Here is a 21,439-nt window from a genome sequence, read left to right on the forward strand (position 1 = left end):
TATCAATGCCTTGCAAGGGGCAATTTGGACTTTTGCTGATGTCGGCGAAGGTGTCTTTTTTACAACACATTTTTGGACTCGGTTCGGGGCTGACAGTGTGGGCGATTCTAGCAGGGTCTGCGGCGGTTTCGCGCCGCAGATATGCACTCCTTTTTCAGTGGACGTTCAGTGGCCGTTCAGTGGAAGTTGAAGGGCAGGCAGGCGCACAGGTGTTGCAGGATTTGCGGGTGTGTCAGGGGTGTGTTTGCCTCTTGGGCAAAGTGTGTCAGGGCTGCGTGCGGGGCATGGGGCAGTGTGTTGATGAGGTGTTGCCGCGCGTTCGCGCTGGGCTGGTGTTCGGGCGGAAGGTGCAGGCCCAGTGCCTGGGCGAGGGTGCGCAGGGTTTCGGCCATCCATTGCAGGGTGGGGCCGTGTGCCTGGTTTTCGCACAGTTCGATGGCGTGTTGCAGGTGCTCGGTGGCGGCTTGGGTTTGGCCTGCTTGCTGTAGCAACCAGCCCCGGTAGGCGTTGATGAGGGGCCACGGGTGGTCGCTGCCCTGTTGCCATTGGCCTTGGCTCTGGAGGTAGGCCAGCCGCGCGGGCTGGAGGGCGGGCAGGTGCAGCATGGCGCGCAGCCAGAGGTGGTGCAGGTAGCGGTGTTGCTGGCCGTTGTGGGCGAGGCTGCGGCTGATGGCGTCGGGGCTGTTTTTGCCGGTGTGGTGCTGCATGTGTTGCAGCAGTTCGTTCAGTAAATGGTCGGTGTCGGTGTCGCTTTGGAGGGTTGTGGGGTGGCCGGGGGGCTGGAGCAGGGCATCAAGGCGGGCAATGAGGCGGTAGGTTTGGGTTTGGGCGGTTTCGCGTTGTTGTTGTTCGGGGTCGCTGAGGCGGGCGAAGTGCAGCAGTGCCTGGTCGAAGTGGACGATGGCTTGCTGGGGCTGGCCGCTGAATGCTTCGATCTGGCCGAGGGTGGAGTGGAGTTTGCCGTGGTTGAGCAGGCCAGGGACGGCCACGGGTTGTTGCAGCCATTCGGTGATGGTGCTGCGCAGGGTGGCGAATTCAAAGTTGTTGGTGGTGGCGGTGGTGATGCGCAGCAGGGCTTCGCAGGTTTCGGCGGGGGCTTCGTCGCGCAGTTGCAGGATGAGGTCGAGGCAGTCGCCGATGTGCTGGTGGTCGATTTGGCCCCGGTGGTTCTGGGTGGCCAGTTGGGTGCTTTTCAGGAGCAGGGACAGGGTGGCGGGCAGTTGTTGCTGTGCCCCTTGCTGTGCCGGGCTGTGGCGTTGGAGCCAGTCGAGGGCGTGGCCGAGTTCGGCAAGGCGGTATTGTTTGCTGCGCAGGTGCTGGCGCACTTCTTCGAGGTAGTCGCGCCAGAGGTGCGGGTTTTTGTGCTGTGAGAGGGTTTCGCCGATGCGTTCGAGGCTGCGGCGCAGGTAGCCGCCCTCGGGGTCGTGGCTGGCGGCGGTGCACAGTTCGTACCATTCGGCGGGGCGCAGGGGGCGTTGCTGGCTGGTGGCGAGGTAGAGGTGTTGGAGATTGCTGTCGTTGGCGGTGAGCAGGCAGTGGCCGCGCAGGGCGGATTTTTTGAGGCGGTCTTTGCTTTCGCTGGCCTGGCTGCCCCAGGTGAAGGCGAGGGCGTCGATGTAGCCGTTGTGGGGGTGGTTTTTGTCCATGATGGCCAGGTTCAGGCGCAGTTGGCCAAAGCGATGGGGGTCGATGCCTTGGAGTTCGCTTTCGAGGGTTTCGGCCAGGGCGCGCAGGGCCTGGTTGTCACCGGGTTGGTAGTTTTTGTTGCGTTCGATGAGGACGTGGATTTGCAGTGGCGCGCTGGCTGTGGCGGGGGTGGGCAGTTGCAGCAGGCTCCAGCGGATGAGTTGCTGGATGTGGCCGATCCAGTAGCGGTGTTGGGCGGCGGGGTCGGTGACGCTGAAGCCGAAGATGCCAACGCGCTGGTTGAGCAGTTGTTGCACGATTTGGTCGATGTGGCTGGCGTGTGCTTCGACGGCATGGAATGGCTCCAGCGCAGGCAGTGTGGTTTCGGCGGGGATGGCGAGGGCGACGAGGCGTCCGATTTGGGGGTCGGTGGGTTTGAGGTGGTCAGCGGTTTGGTCGAAGGTGTCGCCGGTTTCGTCGATGAGGATTTGCCATTGGTTGCTGGCGGGCAGGTGGGGCAGGCTGTTGGGGTGGTGGCCGTCGATGAGTGCCACGGGGCTGATGTTCGACTGGTAGCTGCGGTTGGCTTGGCGGATTTTTTGGTGTTGTTGTCTTTTTTCCTGTTTGTTGAGTTGTGTTTTCAGGTGTTGCTGGATGTTTTTGTGCAGGTCGGTGGTTTGCTGTTGAACCCACTGGCGGGCGTGTTCGATGCCGTGCTGGTCGATTTCGCGTTCGAGTTGCTGGCTGAGTTGGTAGGCGGTTTCGCCACGTTGGCGGGCTTTCTGGATGTAGGCCAGCACGTTGGGGCTGCGGTTGATGGCTTCGTCTTCGATGCGCTGGAGGTGGCGGGTGTTTTCGGGGGTGTGGCCACCCCAGGCTTCGTAGCAGAAGGCTTTGAAGGCGAGTGTGCCTTCGGGCATGGTGGCGAGGTCGTTGCGTGGTGGGGTTGCCGCCGCAGTGGGTGCTGGGGTTATGGTGGCCTGCTCCTGCTCCTGCTCCTGCTCCTGCTCCTGCTCCTGCTCCTGCTCCTGCTCCTGCTCCTGCTCCTGCTCCTGTGGCGTGGGGCTGGGTTTTTGTGTGGCGGGGTCTGCGGTGAGTTTGTCCCACTGTTGCAGGGGGTGGCTGTAGTGCCAGTGGGTGGCTTGGGGCAGGGTGTGGCTGGCGAGCAGCCAGAGGATGGCGGGGGTTTGGTCGCTGCCGAGGATGTCGCTGATGGTATCGGGCAATTCGATGGCGGCGAGTGCCTGGCGGATGGCGGTGGGGGTGAGGCTTTGGGGTGGCAGGTGCAGGGGCCAGCGGGTGTGGCTGAGGTGTTGCAGGTCGGTGGGGAGGTGGTCGGGGCAGGCGGGCAGTTGCAGGAGGTGGTGGGTCATGGTGCGGGTTCTTTGCTGGCTCAAGTGATTGGGGGTCAGGCGGTGGCGGTTGGCGTGTGTGTGTGGGCAGGTCGGGTGGCGGGTGTGTCTTGGTCGATGGCGTAGCCGCCGAGGCCGAAGGTGGTTTCCTTGCCCAGGTGCAGCCATTGTCCGAGGTGGAGCAATTGGCTGAAGGGGGCGAGCTGGCCATGCAGGTGCAGGGTTCCGAGCAGGCCGCCGAGTTTCATGGCTTGTTGCTGGCGGTTGGAGTAGCGTTCCCAGTCGAACCAATGCAGTTCGCTGGCATCGAGGTCGATGGTGTGGGCGAGTTCGGCGAGTTGGCTGAAGTTTTGCTGGGGTGCCTGGGGGCCGAGGTGGGTGTCGAGCAGCAGCTGGTATCGCCGTGCCAGGCCGATGAGCAGGTGGTAGGCGGTGAGCTGGTTCTGGCCGATGATGCGACTTTGTTGTTGCAGGCGCAGGGGGGTGTGCAGGTGCAGGCTGAGGTGTTGCCCCAGGGTGGATGCGGGGGGGATGGTGGTGGCGGGCTGTGTGGCTTGGCTCTGGCCGGTTTGCCAGAGGGTCTGGCGTGCCTGTTCGTGTTGTACGTTGAGCAGGGTGCAGGGGGTGTGCTGCTGGGTGAGGCCGTGGCGCATGGCGCGTTCAAAGGCTTGCACGATGGCAGGCAGGTGCGGCAGGGCTTTGCCGATGAGCACGAGGCCGAAGCGGAAGGTCTGGCCGGGTTGCAGGCGACGCGGGTGGTAGGGGGCGGGCGGCTCGATGATGTAGGGGGCGGGTGTCTGGCCGGATGGATGTGTGGGCTGCGGGGCTGGGGCAAAGACCTGGCAGTAGGGGCAGCGTTCGGCCAGGGCGCAGGGGTTGTTGTGGTGGTGTGGCAGCAGTGCCAGGCTTTTGAGGGCATGGCCGAAGGCTCCGCGCAGGGTGGAGCCGATGTAGGGGGGCAGGTGCAGCGGGGCGTCGGCACGCACGGTGAGGATGAGGCGGGCAATGGGCAGTGGGGTGGTGGTGGCTGCGGTCAAGGTTTCAGGTTCCTTTCAGTGCATTGAGCTTGAGTTTCTTGCGTTCGTCCTTGATGTCCACCTGCACGACTTTGGGTAGCCAGTGTTCGATGGTTTGGGCGGCGGCGCGTTTTTCTTCGGCGCTCCAGTCGGGGCTTTCGTGCGCGGTTTTGGCCAGTGCACGGGCTTTACCGTGCAGGACGGCGTTGGGGTTTTCCTTGTTGTTGGGGTATTTCTCATGCCTGGCACGGAAATCGGCCACGAAGGTTTCGATGGTTTGCATGGCGGGGCTGAGGGTGGCGAGCCGGGCTTCTTCGGCTTCTTTTGCAAGGCGGACGCATTCGTCGGCTTCGGCTTTCTGGCGTTCGGCTTCGCGGCGTTGTTCGGCTGTGGCATCCTTGCGCATGGCTCCGTAGCCGACGGCGGTTTTGGCACCAAAGCCCAGCCATTCAAAGGCGTGTGTGAAGGCGGCGGTGAGCAGCTCTTGCCAGCGGTGGTCGTGGGCGAGATCGGGGGCGAGGCGTTCCAGATGCGGCAGGTCGCATCGCACATGAAAGGCGAATTGCGTACCGGGCGGCACGGTCAGGAAGCTGATGGGGTTGGGCTGGCCGCTGTCGTGCGGGGTGGTGCTGTCGCCCGCTTTGCGGTCTTTTTTCTGCTGGTAGTAGTGGCTTTGGTGCGGGGTCATGATGTCCACGCTCAGGCTGTTGTCTTCGATCTGGGGGATGGCATCCCAGAAGCTCAGCGCGCCGCGAATGTGTTCCTTGTCGCCGTCGCCCGATTCGAGGCCGAACAGGGCGTCGATGGGGGAGAGTTCGATGGCGCGTTCGCCCTTGCGCTCCAGCAGGTGAATTTTTTCCTGCGTCCAGCCGTGTGTGTCGCCCCATTCGCCGGAGGCCAGTTCTCTTGCCGCCTGCCGCAGCACGCCTTTGATGCCGCTGCCGGGCAGGTAGGGCAGGCCGTAGGGGTTGAGGAAGGCGAAGCCGTTTTCCAGCGGGTGCTCGTTGCCCAGCCCAGTGGTGAAGGGGGCGGTGGCAATGGCGTCGAGCGTGAGCAGGTGTGAAGAAGTCTGCGCGATGTGGGCCTGGCGGGTGGCGAGGGCCTTCAACGTGGATTGGTCTGAGGAGGTCAGCTTGAGCGCATTGCCTAGCGCGGAGACCTTGTTTTCATGTTTAACCTCCCGTTCCTGGCGTTGCTGACCACGGACTTCGTAGGTGATGTCGTAGGTTTCCCAGAGTCGTTCTTGGGTTCTGCGGTTGATGCCCCAGAGTTGCAGGTACATGCCAAAGCGCAGGCCGGGCGAGGCGGTGCTGAAGTCCTGTTTTTGCAGGTAGTTGGGTACGGCGGCAATGGGCATGTCAGTGGCCTCCCTTGGTGTCCTTGACGCGGGCAGCGGCCATCTGGCGCAGCCACTTGAGCCAGGCGAAGGCTTCGGCGTTGATGGCCTGGTAGTGCGAGGGTGTGGCTTGCATCAGCGACTGCATGAAGATTTCAAAGCCGGGGTCGCGTGCAACGCCGTTGAAGCGTTGGTTCAGCCAGGTGCGCAGGTCTGTGGCGACTTCTTCATTGACTTTGCCCTTCTCGTGGCAGAAAGCCAGCACCTGCATCAGCCCGCTGTTCATGATGAGCGCGGGCAGGCCCTTGGCGAAATTGACATATTTGTCATAGTCATCACCTAATTTGTGTTGGGCTTGGGCTGCACAATCCCATGCGTTCTGGGCGCGTTGCTGTTCGAGGGTTTGGCGTTGCTGGGTCATGGATCAGCCCTCCACCTTGGCAATGACCAGGCCGCGCCCGGTGGTGGCGTCGCCGCCGATTTGCAGCAGGCGGGCGTCGATCAGGGTCTTGATTTGCGAGAAGACGGCTTCGGCTGGCAGGTGGTTTTCGGCTTTGCCGGTGCGCGTCTGGCTGGCCATTAATGGAGCGATCAGCAGGGATTCGGGCGGCAGGTTTTCGGTGTAGAACAGGCCGCCGTCGTCGGCAGTGCCGGTCTCGGCGTTGATGCGCACATGTGGCTCCACCAGCGTGGCGTGCTCGGCGAAGTAGCCGAAGTCGGTGTCGGAGAGTACGATCAGATCGGTCTTGAGCTTGTCGCGGAAGAAGGCGTAGGCAGCGGTGTCCGGCAAGGCTTTGGTGGCCAGGTCGGCAGCGATGGCGGCCAGTGGTTCCGATGCCTTGGCCGTGTACTCGAAGGCTTCTAGGTGCAGCTTGTCGCCAGACAGCAAGGCGGGGTTGGCCAACAGGCTGCTGCCTTCGCCCACGTTCAGGGCAGGCCAGTTGGTTGCGCTGCCGCCGAGGTTCAGCAACCGCTGTGCCCGCGCGAGTGCTTGCGGGCAGGTGGCATAGACGTAGCCGCCCTTGAGGCTGCGGATGGGCAGGGCCACCAGTTGCGCGTCGCCAAAGCTGATGGCTCCTGCGTGCAGCTCGGCACTGCTGGAATCCGGCCCCAGCAGGCGGTCGATGTCTTTTTTCTGGCCGCCCAGTGCTTCGTAGCTGTGCCGCACTGCTCCTTTGATGCCGGAGCCGGCAAAGCTGGGGTGGCGGGTGTGGCGTTCGCGCTGGATGGGGTTGTCGATGATATCGATGGCCTGGCCTGCGCCCATGTGGACGGGGCTGATGGCGTAGAGGAAGACGGCGGCGGTTTTCTCGAACATGTGTGGAATCTCCCGATCAAATCAATTCAATTACTCAACAATTACTCAAGTCACTCAAATCAACGCATCAATACAGGGCGAGGCTGTAGCGGTTGAAGCCTTCGGCGCGACGCTGTGCATCTTCGCAGGCTTCGCTCCACAGGCCCTGGGTTGCAAGTTTGCATAGCGCGTCTGGGCTGGCTTGCAATTCATCGAGCCAATAGACACTGCCAGCCGGTGCGATGCGTTGGGCGGGCTTGGGTTGCCAGCGGGCCAGGTCCCAGCCGGAGACGATTTCGCTGCGCGCGACGCTGGCGGCCACGAGGCGGCCTTGCACGCCGTGCAGGTCAAAGCGGTAGCTCCCGTCTGCTTCGGTAAAGCCATTGGGCAGCCAGCCTTGCGTGAACAGGCCGGGGCTGGTGAGCACGATGCGGCAGCTCTGCTGCTGGCTGATGGCCTGGTAGTCGGGTTGTGGCCAGTCGATCTCGATACTCTGGATGCTGGCAGCGCGGCCGTCGCCGCCCAGGCGCAACATGCCTGCGCCCGGTGGCACTGCGCTTGCCACGGCTGTCACAAAGCCCACGCCGGGCTTGAATGCCACGGCGCGGCTGGTGAACAGCTTGCCGTCTTCGGCACTGCGCTTGTCGCTGGAAAGACCCACGCCGACGCGCTCGTCAATGGCCCAGAGTTCACTGGTCTTGATGAAGTCATCGCCCGCCGGTGTTTGCCCGGCAAGGTATTTCTGCCAACCGCGCTGGCGTAGCCACCAGCCGCTGGCGGCTTTGCTGCGCTCGGCCTGCGCCAGCACGGGCAGCAATGGTAGGCGGCTGGACGTGGCCAGTTTGGCGGGCAGGCGGGTGGGTTTGAGGGCTTGCGCTTGGACACCAGTGCCTTCGGTATGCAGTACCAGATCGGCCGGTGGTGCCAGCAGCAACTCAAGTTTTTTTTCGTGCTTACGAGCCAGATGAAAGGCTTGCAGCACAAAGCTGCCAGGGGCTTCGGGCGTGCCCAGGGTGGGGTGCGGCTTCTGGCCCTTGCCGAAGGCGGCGAGGTCGATGCCGTCATCGGCCAACATCCGTGAGCGGATGGCTCCGGCTGCGACCGATGGCCACGGCGGGATCAGTGCCTCGCCATAGCTGCCGGGGTCGCCAAAGAGCTGGTTGCTGCGCAGCAGCAGCACGTCCAGCGGTTCTATGAAGTGGCATGTGTGGGCATTCATGGGCGTTGTCCTCCGGTTTCGTGGGTGCGCACTTCACGGGCCAGGAATTCGGCCACGCTGATGAAGTTGCGCAGCCAGTCGATGCGTTTGTTTTCGGGCTGTTGCAAGGTCAGTGTGGTCAATCGCTGGGCCAGTGGGGTTGCCTGCGCGCTGGCATGGCTATTGGCCTGCCGGTTGAGCTGGTAAGCCAGCAGGCTTTGCAGCATGGCAGCATCCCCTTTGGGTGCAGGTAGTTCGCGGTCGTTGAGCCATTGCAGCGTGTGGTAAGCAGCGCGGCGCGAGACGCCTTCGGCAGCCAGAAAGTCGCGCAGGTCTTGCAGCAACTTGACTGGCTCGCCCCACTTGGCGGTCAGGCGCAGCGCACCGCCGGAGCGTTTGACGATGGTGATGGAGAAGGCATCGCGCCCGCCTTCATTCTTGGCGCGTTGCTCGGCAGCGGCGAGTTCACGGCGCACGGCTGACAGTGGAGCCTGGTGGTGGGCGATGACGGCACCGCAGGAGGCCGTGGCCGTAGTGCCCATCATGCGCATGAGCCTGCCTTTGAGGATGGCGAAGCCGCCCTGCAAGGTCAGCCCGCGCGGGTCGCGCCCGCCTTCGTGCTCGGGGTCGTGGCCGGAGTAGGCCTGGCGCAGTCGTTGCATGGCGGGCAGCAGATCGACCACGGGCAGCATGGCGAACACGTCGTCGCCGCCCGCGTAGATCAGGCGGCCCAAATGCTCGTTTTCCACCACATGGCGCACGACGGTGAGCGAGAAGTCGTTGAGCGCGCCGGAGATCGCCAGGTGTCGGTTGGGCGAGAGGGCGCGTTTTTGCTGGCCGTATTGGCGGATGTTGGCGTGTTTTGCGGCATGTTCGTCAAAGCCTTTTTGCACCTGCGGGTGGAAGCTGTTGCGGTAGCTGATGGCGTAGTCGCGGCCTTCGCTGGCCTCGCCAGCCAGCCACGCGCCCATGCGGTCGCCGTCCATCAGCAGCAGGCTGTAGTAGGTTTCCAGCCGGTCATCGCCTTGGTTCTCGCGCACGCTGGCAAGCGTTTGGCACACGGCACGGCGGATGAAACTGGCTTCGCTTTCGGAGATGTTTTCGCCATCGGCCAGATCGAGCAGGGCGGGCAGTTGGGCGGCATCCTTGAGCGCGTTGGCATTGACGCTCTGGTGGCGCAGCATCAGGCGACGCGGCAGGGCGACGGCATCGAGTTCTTTTCGGTAGTGCTCTTGCAGTTTGGACAGTTCCGGTGTGCACAAGCCGCCGTGTTCCAGCCATTGGTCAAGCTGGTGCGCCAATGCCATCGTGTGGGTGGAGACGATGAAGCGATCCACGTTCTCAGTTTTCTTGCGAAGAGCCTTGCCCGCTTCGCGGGCAAACAGCGTGGGCCACAAACGCTTGACGGCGGGCAGCGCACCAAGGTGCTCGCCTTTCTTCGCCCACGCAGGCTTCCTTGCAGCAATGCTCGTCCACAAGGTGTCCTTGCGTTGCCCGGCGGGCTGCTCCAGTTGCTCGCGGTCGGTGGTCAGCCATTCGGTTTCGCCGCTGAGGCTGCATCGCCAGCCGGTTTGCTTGCTTTGCTGGAATGGGCGCAGCGTTTTGGCAGCGGCCAGGGCGCGTTCGGCCAGGTCGTGCACGGCCGGGTACAGCACGCCGGGATTGGGGGCGAAGAAGGTGGTGTTGCCCAGCCGCAATTCTTTCTGGAGCAATTGCCATGCTGGGGTGGCGAGAAAGCCGCACGGTTTGCCTTCGCCCGCGCCGAAGAAGGGGCGCATGGCGTCGGAGAGTTCGGTCACGTCCAGGTCGGTTTGTTTGGCCGCATTGCGGGCGTGGATCAGCGAGAACGGCACGGCGGCCCAATGCACTTCCGGGAAGCCTTGCAGTTGCTCGCGCATTTGCGCGTAGGGCACGGGTGTCTGCTCTGCATCGGTGGCAAGGCCAGCGGCTTGCAGCAGTTCCTGCACAACGGTCTTGCCAATGCCTTGCAGCCAGTCGCGCACCGTGCGTTCCACCGCCAGCGCCAGTTCGCGCGCCTGGCTGGCGGGCACCACGGCCACGAAGCGGTTGGGCAGGGCAGCGGCGAACAGCGGGTTGCTGTCGGTGCTGCCCCTGTTCCAGTCGCAGCCGGTGAACAGGTCAGATGGCAGTTTGCATTCGTCGCGCAACCAGAGATCGACTTGCGGCACGCCGCGCAGGCGCGGGAACAGGATGGCATCCGGCCCGAGCTTTTCGCAGACCACGCGCATGGCTTCCCACGACAGGCGTGCCAGCAGGTGCGAGCCAGCCCACAGGTCTTCCATCTTGCGGGCAGCGGCAATGAAGGGCTGCACCGGGCCGATGGACAGGCTCAGCAACGCAGCATCACCTTGCGGATCGGCAGCGAAGGCTCCGGCAAAGGCACTGGTGAGATCGAGGTGATCCCAGATGGAGTGATCGGGGATGCGGGTGTCGGCAGGCAGCAGCTTCCATAGTTCGCCCAGCTTGCCGTTGTCGTTGGTTTCGCCCAGTTCCGGGGCGAATCGCCAAAGGGTGAGCAGAGCTTTGTGCCAGTCCAGTTCCTGATCGGGGTTCTGCCGTTGCAGAGCCAGTAGCAGATCGGCGTGGTGGTTGAAACTGCGTTCCTTGATGTCTTCAAAGTCGGTTTCTGAAAGGCCGCCTTTTTTGCCCAGGTCATGCTGCTCGCCTGTCAGTGGATGCACCAGCACGGGCCGGTTCGTCCAGCGCACCTGCGCCCACGAGGCCACGCTGAAGGTTTTTTCTTTGCCCTTCTTGGTGGTGACAGTGATTTCCTGCATCGGCCATTGCGGGCGATCGGCTGCGGCGGCCCACCAGTCGGCGCATTGCACGTTGCGGTACATGCTGGCCGGGATGCCTTTCTTGAAGACGGTGCGTGCCAGGGCCTCGTCGTTGTCCGTGTCGATGGCATCTGTGCCGATGTCGTGAAAGCCCAGCAGCCGGGCCAGTGCGCGGCTGGTGCCGTTTTCATGTCCGGCGGGGTCGCGCAGCAGTACCAGTGCCTTTTCTGCCGGATCGTGCAGGCGGGCGGCGAGCTTGGTTTGCCAGAGGGTGTCTTTGTCTTGCATGGTGGGCTTTACTTCTGGGTGCGCGTCAGGCTGGTGGATTGGTCGAGATGGCGGTGGACTTGCTGCCAAGTGGCTTGCACTTCTTGCACGCTGGGTCGGAACGCGGCTGGCGGCAGGCACGGCATGTGGAAGATGAGGCCCACGAACTGACCGCTGGCACCACCCGTGCGGAGCACCTTGAAACGCAGGCTGTTTGGCAGGCGAGCCTGGTTGCCCCAATCCCTGACGGAGTGGTGTGTCACTGGGTAGCTGAGCCAGTGGCGGTTCTGGGGTTGTCCATGTGCGATACCAATTTCCTCCCTTTTTTTGTTGTAAAGCTGCTTATCTCCAGCGTTTCCATCAAGGGTAAAGTTGAATTGCGTGCGCAGCGCGATCTTGATGCGCGCCAGTTCCTGCATCAGTTGCTGCCAGTCGTCGAATGGCCTGGTCTGCCAGATGAGTGCGCATTTGTCCTGGCCGATGGCATGGGGCCAGTCCAGTGTGAGTGCCTGCTGCCAATCGCGCAGCGGCAGCGCGCCTTGCAGCGCAGGCGTGCCATCGTGCGGTGCCAGGTGCAGCGAACCCCAGCCATTGCGGCTGCGTCCACCCAGGGTGCCGAAACGGCTGGTCAGGGCCAGCGCGTGTTCGAGCAGCGGGGCCGCCCCAGCCGGATAGGCCAGGGAAAAATCGGCCTGTTCATCTGCCTGGATGGCGGCGTTGGCCTTGAGGGTTGGCTTGGAGCCGCCCTTGGGCAAAGTCACCGGGCCGTAGCCCAGATACAGGTCGGCGGCGACGGGGCGCGGTACTTCGTCGTGACGGACAGTGCCAAACTGCGGCCACTGTTGTTGCTGCAATGCACCAGCATTCCAATGACTCAGCCGCAGGCGAAGGGCACTTTTGCGTGCGGCACTGACGTCATCTTCCAGCCAGGCATGTCCGAACAGCAGTCCTTCCTCACGCCGCATGGCGGCCACATCCACCTTGAAGTTGCGATCAGCCGCATACGCCACGCGCCACCATTGCCGCAGCAGGGCCTTGATCGGCGGAGTGCGCCACTGTGCATTTTGTTGGGCATTTCCAAGGAAGGCTGGGGTGTTGAAATGCAGTGAATATTGCCGGATTTGCTGAGACTGAACCGTCATGGGTGCTGGCTTTCTGTACGATGAATAAGTGATCTATGGAAAAAATTGCATTTCTGCATTATGGCCAAGCAAGTGCAAAGATGGAAACGACTCTCGATTCTTTGTATTTTGCGTAGAACGTATCGGTATGGCTGGGTGCTGCGTTCTGACCAAGGAATGATGTGATTGTGTGGCGCAATTGCCTGCAACGGTGCCTGTGGCAAGCTTGTCTGGCATGGTGTGGTCACCTTGCTTGGCACAAACTTGGGGCTTGGCTTTTTTGAGTGATGGGGTTAGAATGCGCGGTTCTTTCGTACTGGCATTTTTGCCAGGCGCGCGAGAATGCCGACAGGCAGTTTTCCGTTCCTTCCGGGTGTTTTCCTGCGACTGTGGTGGTCGCGCTGGCGGGGCGGAATTTTCAATAGGAATCCACACATGTACGCAGTCATAAAAACCGGCGGCAAGCAGTATCGCGTTGCTGCTGGCGAAAAGATTAAAGTAGAACAGATTGCTGCGGACGTTGGCCAGGAAATCGTGATCGACCAGGTGCTTGCCATTGGCAGCGGTGCCGATATCAAGGTCGGTACACCATTGGTTTCCGGTGCAAGCGTCAAGGCAACTGTGCTCTCCCACGGTCGTGGCGAGAAGGTGCGCATCTTCAAGCTGCGTCGCCGCAAGCACTACCAGAAACGCCAGGGGCATCGCCAGAACTACACCGAATTGCAGATCGGCGATATTGCCGCTTGATGGCACAGGAAAGGAACTGAAAAATGGCACAGAAAAAAGGCGGCGGCTCTACGCGCAACGGTCGTGACTCCAAGCCCAAGATGCTGGGTGTCAAGGCTTACGGTGGTGAACTCATCAGTGCTGGCTCCATCATCGTGCGCCAGCGCGGCACCAAGTTCCACGCGGGCACCAATGTGGGCATCGGCAAGGATCACACCCTGTATGCCCTGGTCGATGGCCAGGTGGTGTTCCGCAACAAGGGTGCGCTGAGCAAGCACACCGTGGAAATTTCCCCTGTGGCAGCCTGATGGCTGTACCGGAGCAATGCCACCCGTGTGGTGGTATTGCTCTGCTGCATCATTGTTTTGCAAAAGCCCCTCATGCAGGGGCTTTTGTTGCTTTGGCGGCAGGGGTGACAGGAAAATGGCCGGTGCGGTGGTGCATGCTGGCAGGTGCATTGTCTGGATTCGGTTCGGTGCGTGGCAGCAAGGAAGGAGCAACCCATGAAGTTTGTGGATGAGGCGTATATCGAGGTGGCAGCGGGGCATGGCGGCAATGGCTGTGCGTCGTTTCGCCATGAGAAGTACAAGGAGTTTGGCGGCCCTGATGGTGGGGATGGGGGCCGCGGCGGGCATGTGTATGTGGTGGCGGATACGAGCCTGAATACGTTGATCGATTTTCGCTATGCCCGCAAGCACGAGGCCCGGCGCGGGCAGCACGGCATGGGATCGGATATGTTCGGGGCGGCCGGGGACGATCTGGTGCTGAAGATGCCGGTGGGCACGATCATCACGGATGCCGATACGGGGCAGGTGTTGCTGGAGTTGCTCAAGCCCGATGAGAAGCTCATTCTGGCCAAGGGTGGGGATGGCGGCTTTGGCAACATGCACTACAAGAGTTCCACCAACCGTTCTCCGCGCCAGAAAACCCCTGGCCGTGAGGGGCAGCGTTTCAATGTCAAGCTGGAGCTGAAGGTGCTGGCCGATGTGGGCCTGCTGGGGATGCCGAATGCGGGCAAGTCCACGTTCATCACGGCGGTGTCCAATGCCCGTCCCAAGGTGGCGGATTATCCGTTCACGACCCTGCATCCGAATCTGGGCGTGGTGCGTGTGGCGGCCAGCCAGAGTTTCGTGGTGGCCGATATTCCCGGCCTGATCGAGGGGGCTTCCGAAGGCGCGGGGCTGGGGCATCAGTTTCTGCGCCACCTCCAGCGCACCGGGCTGCTGCTGCATATCGTGGATGTGGCTCCATTCGATGACAGCGTCGATCCGGTGGCGCAGGCGAAGGCGATTGTGCAGGAGTTGCGCAAGTACGACGAGGAGCTGTATCAGAAGCCCCGCTGGCTGGTGCTCAACAAGATCGATGTGCTGGATGAGGCGCAACGCCAAGGCATTCGCCAGCAGGTGTGCAAGGGTCTGAAATGGAAGGGGCCGGTGTACGAGATTTCAGCCCTGTCGCGCGAGGGTTGCGAGACGCTGGTGCGCGACATTTATCAGCATCTGCACGCGGCCAAGCCCCTGACGGCGCAGGAGGTGGAGCAAGCGTTCGATCCGCGTTTTGACCGCGATGCTGCTGCATCGGTGGACGACTGATCGTCGCCGCGTTTTCTGGAGATGCAGGGTGGCCCGCAACCATGTTGGCCATTTGCCTGTGCCGCAATGTGATCTGCGATCTGCGATCTGTGATCTGGTGTCGTTGGGCGCACTCAGCTATTGCGTAAGGGGTTGCTCGACGGTGTAGAGAAGCGGGATGTCTGCTGGATGCCTGGCGGGCGGCTGGGGGCCATGTCCAGTCGGATGTGGGCGCACAGCCCGCCCGTTTCTGCATTGCTCAGGGCGAATTTGCCACCCATGCGCTGGATGGTTTTTTCCACAATGGACAGCCCCAGGCCTGTGCCCACGGCAGCGGTGCGGGCGGTGTCGCCCCGGAAAAAGGGTTTGAGCAGGTTGTTCAGTTCTTCAGGGGGCGCGCCGGGGCCGTGGTCACGTACCGTCAGGAAAACGTGTTTGTCCGAAACACTGCTGGCAATTTCCACCCAGGCGGTTTCGGTGCCGGGAGTTTTGCCGTAACGGTGGGCGTTTTCAAGCAGGTTGTTGATGACCCGGGCCAGCTCGACTTCATCGGCATAGATGCACAGTGTGTCAGACACCTGAATGTCGATTTTGATGCCGGTGCGGTTCTGCTGGGGAAAGACGCAGGTGTTGATGATGCTCAGCAGGTGCACGATGTGGCGTTTGCCAGAGACGGGACGGGCGTAATCCATGAATTTGTCGATGATGGCATCGAGCTGGGCGATGTCGGCCACCATGTGTTCGCGCGCGACATCGTCGCTGACGCTCATCTCGGTTTCCAGGCGCAGCCGTGCCAGTGGCGTGCGCAGGTCATGGGAGATGCCGGCGAGCATGATGGCGCGGTTTTCCTCGGTTTTGGCCAGACGGTCGGCCATGCGGTTGAAGCCGATATTCAGGTCTCGGATTTCGCTGGTGGCCACTTTTTCGTCAAGGCGACTGTCGGTGAAGTCTCCCTGGCTGATGCGGTGGGTGGCGTCCGAGAGTTGCTGAATGGGTTTGTTGAGCAGTCGTGTGATGACGGCTGCACCTGTCAATGACAGCAGCAGCGAGATGCCGATCCACTGCACCATGGTCGTGTGGTTGGTCGGATTGAAATAGGCACGCTCCATCTGGAGCCAGCGATAGCCATCTTCCAGGCGGAAACTGACCCACAATCCCGGTTCGCTATTGACGCTTTGGGCCACCAGGGTATCGTCGCCCAGGCGGGCTTTCAATTGTTCGGTCAGGCAGACACCGAGGGTACTGGTATCCATCGGTTCGTAGCGGTCGTTGGGCTGGCGTGTGTGGATTCGCATGCCTTCCTGCTCGGACATGGTTCGCAGCAGTGCCGCCCGGGTTTGTTCATTGGTGTTGATGAGCAGCGCGCGGCTGAGGTTCACCAGGGTGACAATTTGCTGGGCGGAGTAGAGGGTGCGCGGCTCCAGCTCCAGCACGCGCAAGGATTGCAGCCAGGTGACGGTGGTGCCGATCAGCAGCAGCGACAGCAGGATGAAGGTGCGCCAGAACAGGCTCAGGCGGAAATGCCGTTTGCGCTCCCATGGCTCGTTCTCAAGAGGGGAGCTGGAAGAAGAGGGCTGGGAGGGCATGTGTGCAGGCGGTGGTTGGCGCAGGGACCGTCAATCGGCTCAGTTGTTGCCATCGGGCACGAAGACGTAACCCACGCCCCAGACGGTCTGGATGTAGCGGGGCGAGGCCGGGTCTTCTTCCACCAGCTTGCGCAGGCGCGAGACTTGTACGTCCAGGCTGCGGTCGTAGGGTTCGAATTCGCGGCCCCGGGCCAGCATGGCGAGCTTTTCGCGTGACAGGGGCTGGCGCGGGTGGCGCACCAGGGCCTTGAGCATGGCGAATTCGCCGGTGGTCAGTGGCAGTTCCTCGTTGTTCTTGTGCAGCGAGCGTGCGCCCATGTCGAACACAAAAGAGCCGAAGTGTGCAATGGCATTTTCTCCGGCAGCGGGGGCACCCGGTGCTTCCAGGGTGGGGCGGCGGCGCAGTACGGCATGGATGCGGGCCAGCAGTTCGCGTGGGTTGAAGGGCTTGCCCAGGTAGTCGTCCGCACCCACTTCCAGGCCGACGATGCGATCCACGTCCTCGCTCTTGGCGGTGAGCATGATGATGGGGGTGCGGTCGTTGTGGCTGCGCAGGCGGCGGCAGATGGAGAGGCCATCTTCGCCGGGCAGCATCAGGTCGAGCACGATGAGGTCGAAGGTTTCGCGCAGCAGTACGCGGTTGAGGGCCTTGCCGTCTTCGGCCACCGAGACATCGAAGCCTTCCTGGGCCAGATACCGCCGCAGCAGGTCGCGGATGCGGGCATCGTCATCCACCACCAGGATTTTTTCACCCCGGCCAGTGCTGGGCAGGGTAATTTCTGGGTCGGCAGGGGGGGCGGATGATGTGTTCATGCAGTAAAACTCCAGGGTGATGACGGCTGGGGAAACAGAAACCTGTTCCAGGGGGCATTATTGTGCGCAAGATCGCATGCTGGTGCAGACCTTCTTTCTGTTATTTTCCACGATTCATGGTGGCGCAGTCGGTTATAGGGGGGTGGGGGGCTGTTCGCAGGCAGTGACGACGCGCTGTGCCACCAGTTCGATCAACTGCGCATCCATGCCCAGGGCCGGGGTGAAGTGAATGTCCAGTTGAGGAAACTGTTCTTGCAGTTGCTGTGCCAGTTCTGGCAGGTCGTCGCGCAGGTGCAGTCCCATGCCCAGAAAGACCGGATAGACCACGACGCGCTCAATGCCCGCGTGCTGTGCCAGCAGCGTTTCGATGGCGGTCTGGGTATCGGGTTCGCACAGTTCCAGGTAGGCGCAGGTGGCGGGAATGTGTGGGCGTGCCTGCACGATGGCGGCGGCCATGGCCTGCATGGGCTGACACCAGATGGGGTCGCGCGAGCCGTGGCCCAGCAGTACGGCGGCAGTGGTGTGGCAATGGGTGGTGGTCATGGGCAGAATGGGTATCGGATTCGGGTCAGCGTCGCAGCACCAGCCAGCCGAATGCAGCCAGCGAGGCGATGCTGTAGAGCACGCCGGGGATGGCCGAGGTCAGCAATGCCGACCACTGGTGGATGTTGCCCATGTAGCCCAGCACGTTGTTGAGCAGCAGGTAGCTGATGCCCACCATGATGCCGCCGAAGACGTAGCCCATGATGCCGCCGGAGCGGAAGTGCAGGTAGGCGAATGGCAGGGCCAGCACCATCATGACCAGACAACTGAGCGGGTAGAACACTTTGCGCCACAGCTCCAGCTCGTATTTCTGGGCCGACTGGTTGTTGGCCTTGAGGTGTTCGACGTAGCCGAACAGCTCCAGCGTGGACATGCCATCGGGCTTGAGCACGGCGGCGGTGACCATTTCCAGGCTGATGCCGCTGTCCCATGGCATGGTTTCGCCGAACTGGGTGCGGATGGCAGATGGTGGTGCAGAGGCATCGTCGGCAGTGGCGCGTGGTGGGAAGTCGTTGCGCACGGCCTGCTGCAACTGCCATTGCGTGCCTTCCAGTCGTGCCTGCCGGGCGTCGATGCGGGTGAGCATCTCGCCATTCGGGGCGAAGCGGAAGATGCGCAGATTGTTCATCTGGCCATCGCTGTGCAGGGTGCCGACGTAGATGATGATGGATTCCTCGCCTTGGCGTTCGCGCAGCCAGGCATTCTGGCCGGTGACGCGGGCCAGATTCAGGTGCTGTGCCCGCACGGTGTTGGCGGCGCGTTCCGACCACGGCACCACATAGTCGCCCAGCACCCAGGTCAGTGCGGTGAAGAATACGCCCAGCGACAGCAGAATGCCCAGCGCACGTCCCGGCCCCAGCCCGCCTGTGCGCAGGATGGTGAACTGCGAAGTCTGTGCGTAGCGGGCCATCACGAACACCGTGCCGATCAGGGCGCAGATGGGCAGTAGCTCGTAGAGGTGCATGGGCGCGGACAGGGCCATGTGCAGCAGGGCATCGCCCATGCCGTAGGACTGGCTGCCGGAGCGGCTGATGAAGCGCGTTTCGCTGATGAGGTCGAAGAACATCAGCAGGGCCAGAAAGGCAATGCTGGTCAGGGCGACGGCAGCGATGATCTCGCGCTGCAACATGCGGGTGGCGATTCTCATGCGGGCCTCCTTCGGCGCAGCCACTGGCGCGGCGACCATTGGGCGTTGCGTGCCAGCAGCCAGCCCACGGCCAGCAGCAGCACGCCACCGTGCAGCAGGATCAGCAGCGGCATGGCTGCGATTTTCTCGCGCGCCACCCAGCTTTGTCCCAGCGACAGCAGGTTGAAATACACCACGAACACCAGCAGCGATGTGATGGTATGCCCCATGCGGCTGGAGCGCGGGTTGGCACTGGTCAGGGCCAGTGCCAGCACCACATAGTTGATGGCCGAGAAGATCAGCCCCAGCCGCCAGACCAGTTCACTCTGGAACACCGGTGTGGCCTCTGCGAGCAATTGGTGGGTGGGGGTGGAGCGCACCGTGGTCTCGGCCATGCCGACCGGGTCGCGGTACACGATGGCTTCGTAGTGGGCGAAGTCACTGACGCGGGTTGATGGGTTCTCGCCACTGCGCTGCTCGATGCGCTGGCCGCGCTCCAGTACCGCCCAGGTCTGGCCCTCGCGCTGCTCCAGCCGCGCCTGTTGCGCGGTGGTGACGGCATCGAGGCCAGGGCTTTGCGTGGCCAGGAATATCTGCCGCGCATCGGCCTGATCCAGATTGCTGCTGTTGCGATCGACGAAGAAGACGGTCTCGCCATCGGAGGACACCTGGAATTCCCCCGGAGCGAGCCGGTCGATGTCGCTGCGCTGCTGGAACTGGTGGCGCAGATCGAGAATCTGCGCCTGCGACCACGGCCACACGGCCAGCGACAGCACCACGATGGCCGCAATCACCGGCCAGGAAAAGCGTGCGAGTGTGGGCAGCATGGATGCAATGCCCTTGCCGCTGGCGAACCAGATGACCATTTCGCTGTCTTGGTACATGCGCGCCAGCGTACCGATGGTGGCCACGAACATGCTTAAACTCAGCACAATCGGCATGTAGCCCAGCACCGTATAGCCCATCACCAGCATAATGTCCTGTGGGCTGACACTGCCTTTGGATGCCTGCCCCAAAGTGCGAATCAGCATCAGCGTAATCACCGTGGTCAGCAGCACGACCAGCGTGGCCACAAAGCTGCGAGCCAGGTCCTTGCGCAAAGCAGAATCGAACAACATGCAGAGAACACTTCAAAAAAACGAAAGGATAGCGACCATGACCATCAGTCTGGAACTGAAAACCCTCCATTGTGACAGCGTCGCCAGCGAAAAGGCCGATTTGCTGATTGTCCTGCTGGCAAAAGAATCCGCCAGCGCGACTGCATCGGGCGATGCTTGCGGCCTGGCCGAACTCGTGCAGCAGGCGGAGAAATCCAAGGATTTCGACCGCAGCAAACCCGGCGATACCCTCGCACTATACCGTTTCGCACCCGTGGCAGCGCGGCGGGTGCTGCTGGTGGCGGCAGGGCAGGCCAGCCCTGCCGATGTGCGCAAGGCGGTGCAGGCCGCCACCGCCGTACTGCGCCACGAGCAGGTGAAAAAGGCCGTGGTGTGGCTGGATGTGGCCGAACCCACCGAGGCCACCGTCTCGGCACTGGTGCTGGCCTTGCAGAACGCCACTTACAGCTACTCTGCTACCCGCCCCAGCAGCAAGGCACTGGGTTTGCAGAAAATCATTCTGGGCGTGCCCGACAAAGCCGGGGTGCAGGCGGCATTCCAGACTGCGCAGGGCATTGGTGCGGGTGTGGAGCTGGCGCGTGAATGGGGCAACCGTCCGGCCAACCACGCCACCCCCACGGAACTGGCCGAAGTGGCACGTTCGCTGGCGAAGAACCCCCGCATCAGTGCCACCATTCTGGGTCTGGATGACATCACCCGCCTGAAGATGGGCGCGTTTCTGGCCGTGGCGCAAGGTTCGGTGCAGCCGCCGCAGTTCATTGAGTTGAATTACCAGGGAGCCGACAAGGACGAAGCACCGGTGGTGCTGGTGGGCAAGGGCGTGACCTTCGATACCGGTGGCATCTCCATCAAGCCTGCCGCAGGCATGGACGAAATGAAGTTCGACATGTGCGGCGCGGCCAGCGTGCTGGGGGTGTTTCAGGCACTGGCGCAGTTGCAGCCAGTCATCAATGTGGTGGGGCTGATCCCGGCTACCGAGAACATGCCCAGCGGCACGGCCATCAAGCCCGGCGATGTCGTCACCAGCATGAGCGGGCAGACCATCGAAATCCTCAACACCGATGCCGAAGGCCGCCTCATCCTCTGCGATGCCCTCAGCTATGCCGACCGCTTCAAGCCGCGTGCGGTGGTGGACATTGCCACCCTCACCGGTGCGTGCGTGATTGCCCTGGGCGGTGTGCGCAGCGGCCTGTACGCCAACAACGACGAACTGGCACAGGCCCTGCTGCAAGCCGGGGAGCAGGCACAGGACTGGGGCTGGCGCATGCCCCTGGACGACGACTACGCCAGCGGCCTCAAGAGCAATTTTGCCGATGTGGCCAACGTGGCCGGGCGCGAGGCCGGTTCCGTCACCGCCGCTAAGTTCCTGCAACGCTTTGTCGGCGAATGGCCGTGGGCACACCTGGACATTGCCGGTACGGCCTGGAAAAGCGGCAAGGACAAAGGCGCGACCGGTCGCCCCGTCGGCCTGCTGACCACCTGGCTGCTGGGGCTGGCCACCCAGACCGATGGTGTGGTGAAGAAGAAAGCCGGCAAGACCGCCAAGGGCAAGAAGGCGGATTGATGCGACTCGGAGACTTCTGACGGATGGCGGTTACCTGATTGCGCGGAAAGTCCCGTCGTTCACAGCCTGCCCCGTACTGGATATGGGGGGCGGGGATGCAGAGCGCGCAACCCAACGGGTTCCATGTTGGTGAATGGATAACACATTGAAAATATACCCTCTCTGTTAAAGTCAGCGTCATGCCGACAGTGGTCAAAACCCTGAAGCTTCGCGTGAAGGACAAGCACGCGCCACTGCTGTTGCAGATGGCGCGGCAGGTCAATTTCGTGTGGAATTTCATCAATGCGCTCTCCAGCCCGCTCGATTCGGGAGCGCGGCAAGTGGCTGTCCGCCTACGACATCCAAAAGTACACCGATGGAGCGTCCAGGGAATTGGGCTTG

The 21,439-nt window shown here is 62.4% G+C and carries 18 protein-coding genes and 1 pseudogene; 6 read left to right on the top strand and 13 right to left on the bottom strand.

The genetic code is table 11. The features are described 5' to 3' along the window. On the top strand, positions 1-190 hold a 190-nt coding region (locus tag BUE21_RS14935; protein ID WP_234971066.1), incomplete at its 5' end, for a hypothetical protein. Here BUE21_RS14935 and BUE21_RS14675 read toward each other — a convergent pair. The 8 genes from BUE21_RS14675 to BUE21_RS06230 form a co-directional block, all read right to left on the bottom strand. Next, entirely contained in the window at positions 177-2,999 is a 2,823-nt protein-coding gene (locus tag BUE21_RS14675; RefSeq protein WP_200796699.1) for a tetratricopeptide repeat protein, read from the bottom strand. The genes BUE21_RS14935 and BUE21_RS14675 overlap by 14 nt on opposite strands. Positions 3,000-3,034: 35 nt before the next feature. Beyond that, complete coding sequence (cas6, locus tag BUE21_RS06200) at positions 3,035-4,015, bottom strand: CRISPR system precrRNA processing endoribonuclease RAMP protein Cas6 (protein WP_084522957.1); 981 nt, start codon at positions 4,013-4,015, stop codon at positions 3,035-3,037. A 4-nt stretch (positions 4,016-4,019) separates the two neighbouring features. Further along, positions 4,020-5,351 (bottom strand): type III-B CRISPR module RAMP protein Cmr6, encoded by a 1,332-nt coding sequence (gene cmr6, locus BUE21_RS06205; protein ID WP_073355823.1) that lies wholly within the window; start codon positions 5,349-5,351, stop codon positions 4,020-4,022. 1 nt (position 5,352) lies between these two features. Next, positions 5,353-5,751, bottom strand: coding sequence for a type III-B CRISPR module-associated protein Cmr5 (gene cmr5 / locus BUE21_RS06210; protein WP_073355824.1), 399 nt, complete (start codon positions 5,749-5,751; stop codon positions 5,353-5,355). A 3-nt stretch (positions 5,752-5,754) separates the two neighbouring features. Next, entirely contained in the window at positions 5,755-6,648 is an 894-nt protein-coding gene (cmr4, locus tag BUE21_RS06215) for a type III-B CRISPR module RAMP protein Cmr4 (protein ID WP_073355825.1), read from the bottom strand. Positions 6,649-6,715: 67 nt separating this feature from the next. Next, the gene (locus BUE21_RS06220) at positions 6,716-7,846 is read right to left on the bottom strand and encodes a type III-B CRISPR module-associated Cmr3 family protein (RefSeq protein ID WP_073355826.1); all 1,131 of its coding nucleotides are present in this window, start codon (positions 7,844-7,846) and stop codon (positions 6,716-6,718) included. Further along, a complete protein-coding gene (gene cas10 / locus BUE21_RS06225) occupies positions 7,843-10,911 on the bottom strand; it encodes a type III-B CRISPR-associated protein Cas10/Cmr2 (protein ID WP_073355827.1) in 3,069 nt (1,022 codons plus the stop codon). The genes BUE21_RS06220 and cas10 overlap by 4 nt, the downstream gene beginning before the upstream one ends. Before the next feature lie 8 nt (positions 10,912-10,919). Next, on the bottom strand, positions 10,920-12,032 hold the full coding sequence (locus BUE21_RS06230) for a hypothetical protein (RefSeq protein ID WP_073355828.1): 1,113 nt from the start codon (positions 12,030-12,032) through the stop codon (positions 10,920-10,922). A gap of 414 nt (positions 12,033-12,446) precedes the next feature. Here BUE21_RS06230 and rplU point away from each other — a divergent pair, with 414 nt between their 5' ends. The 3 genes from rplU (at position 12,447) to obgE (ending at position 14,329) form a co-directional block, all read left to right on the top strand. After that, positions 12,447-12,758 carry a 50S ribosomal protein L21 gene (gene rplU / locus BUE21_RS06235; protein WP_073355829.1) on the top strand — a complete coding sequence of 104 codons (312 nt, stop codon included), beginning with the start codon at positions 12,447-12,449 and terminating at the stop codon, positions 12,756-12,758. A 23-nt stretch (positions 12,759-12,781) separates the two neighbouring features. Further along, positions 12,782-13,045 carry a 50S ribosomal protein L27 gene (rpmA, locus tag BUE21_RS06240; protein ID WP_073355830.1) on the top strand — a complete coding sequence of 88 codons (264 nt, stop codon included), beginning with the start codon at positions 12,782-12,784 and terminating at the stop codon, positions 13,043-13,045. A gap of 195 nt (positions 13,046-13,240) precedes the next feature. After that, positions 13,241-14,329 (top strand): GTPase ObgE, encoded by a 1,089-nt coding sequence (gene obgE, locus BUE21_RS06245; protein ID WP_073355831.1) that lies wholly within the window; start codon positions 13,241-13,243, stop codon positions 14,327-14,329. Between the two features lie 113 nt (positions 14,330-14,442). On the opposite strand, the gene BUE21_RS06250 is transcribed toward obgE, so the two are convergent. From BUE21_RS06250 to lptF, 5 genes are all read right to left on the bottom strand, one after another. After that, positions 14,443-15,894, bottom strand: coding sequence for an ATP-binding protein (locus tag BUE21_RS06250; protein WP_073355832.1), 1,452 nt, complete (start codon positions 15,892-15,894; stop codon positions 14,443-14,445). 39 nt (positions 15,895-15,933) lie between these two features. Continuing rightward, on the bottom strand, positions 15,934-16,707 hold the full coding sequence (gene ompR, locus BUE21_RS06255; RefSeq protein WP_073355833.1) for an osmolarity response regulator transcription factor OmpR: 774 nt from the start codon (positions 16,705-16,707) through the stop codon (positions 15,934-15,936). Between the two features lie 132 nt (positions 16,708-16,839). Beyond that, entirely contained in the window at positions 16,840-17,250 is a 411-nt protein-coding gene (locus tag BUE21_RS06260) for a sirohydrochlorin chelatase (protein WP_073355834.1), read from the bottom strand. A 25-nt stretch (positions 17,251-17,275) separates the two neighbouring features. Beyond that, entirely contained in the window at positions 17,276-18,397 is a 1,122-nt protein-coding gene (gene lptG, locus BUE21_RS06265) for an LPS export ABC transporter permease LptG (RefSeq protein ID WP_073355846.1), read from the bottom strand. Further along, a complete protein-coding gene (gene lptF / locus BUE21_RS06270; RefSeq protein WP_073355835.1) occupies positions 18,394-19,494 on the bottom strand; it encodes an LPS export ABC transporter permease LptF in 1,101 nt (366 codons plus the stop codon). The genes lptG and lptF overlap by 4 nt, the downstream gene beginning before the upstream one ends. A 43-nt stretch (positions 19,495-19,537) precedes the next feature. On the opposite strand from lptF, the gene BUE21_RS06275 reads away from it, so the two are divergent. Beyond that, positions 19,538-21,058, top strand: a complete 1,521-nt coding sequence (locus BUE21_RS06275; RefSeq protein ID WP_073355847.1) for a leucyl aminopeptidase — start codon at positions 19,538-19,540, stop codon at positions 21,056-21,058. Between the two features lie 179 nt (positions 21,059-21,237). Then, positions 21,238-21,439 (top strand): annotated as a pseudogene (locus BUE21_RS14810) (hypothetical protein); the annotation flags it as partial.

It is taken from the genome of Lampropedia hyalina DSM 16112 (assembly GCF_900129055.1).
GTDB lineage: Bacteria > Pseudomonadota > Gammaproteobacteria > Burkholderiales > Burkholderiaceae_C > Lampropedia > Lampropedia hyalina.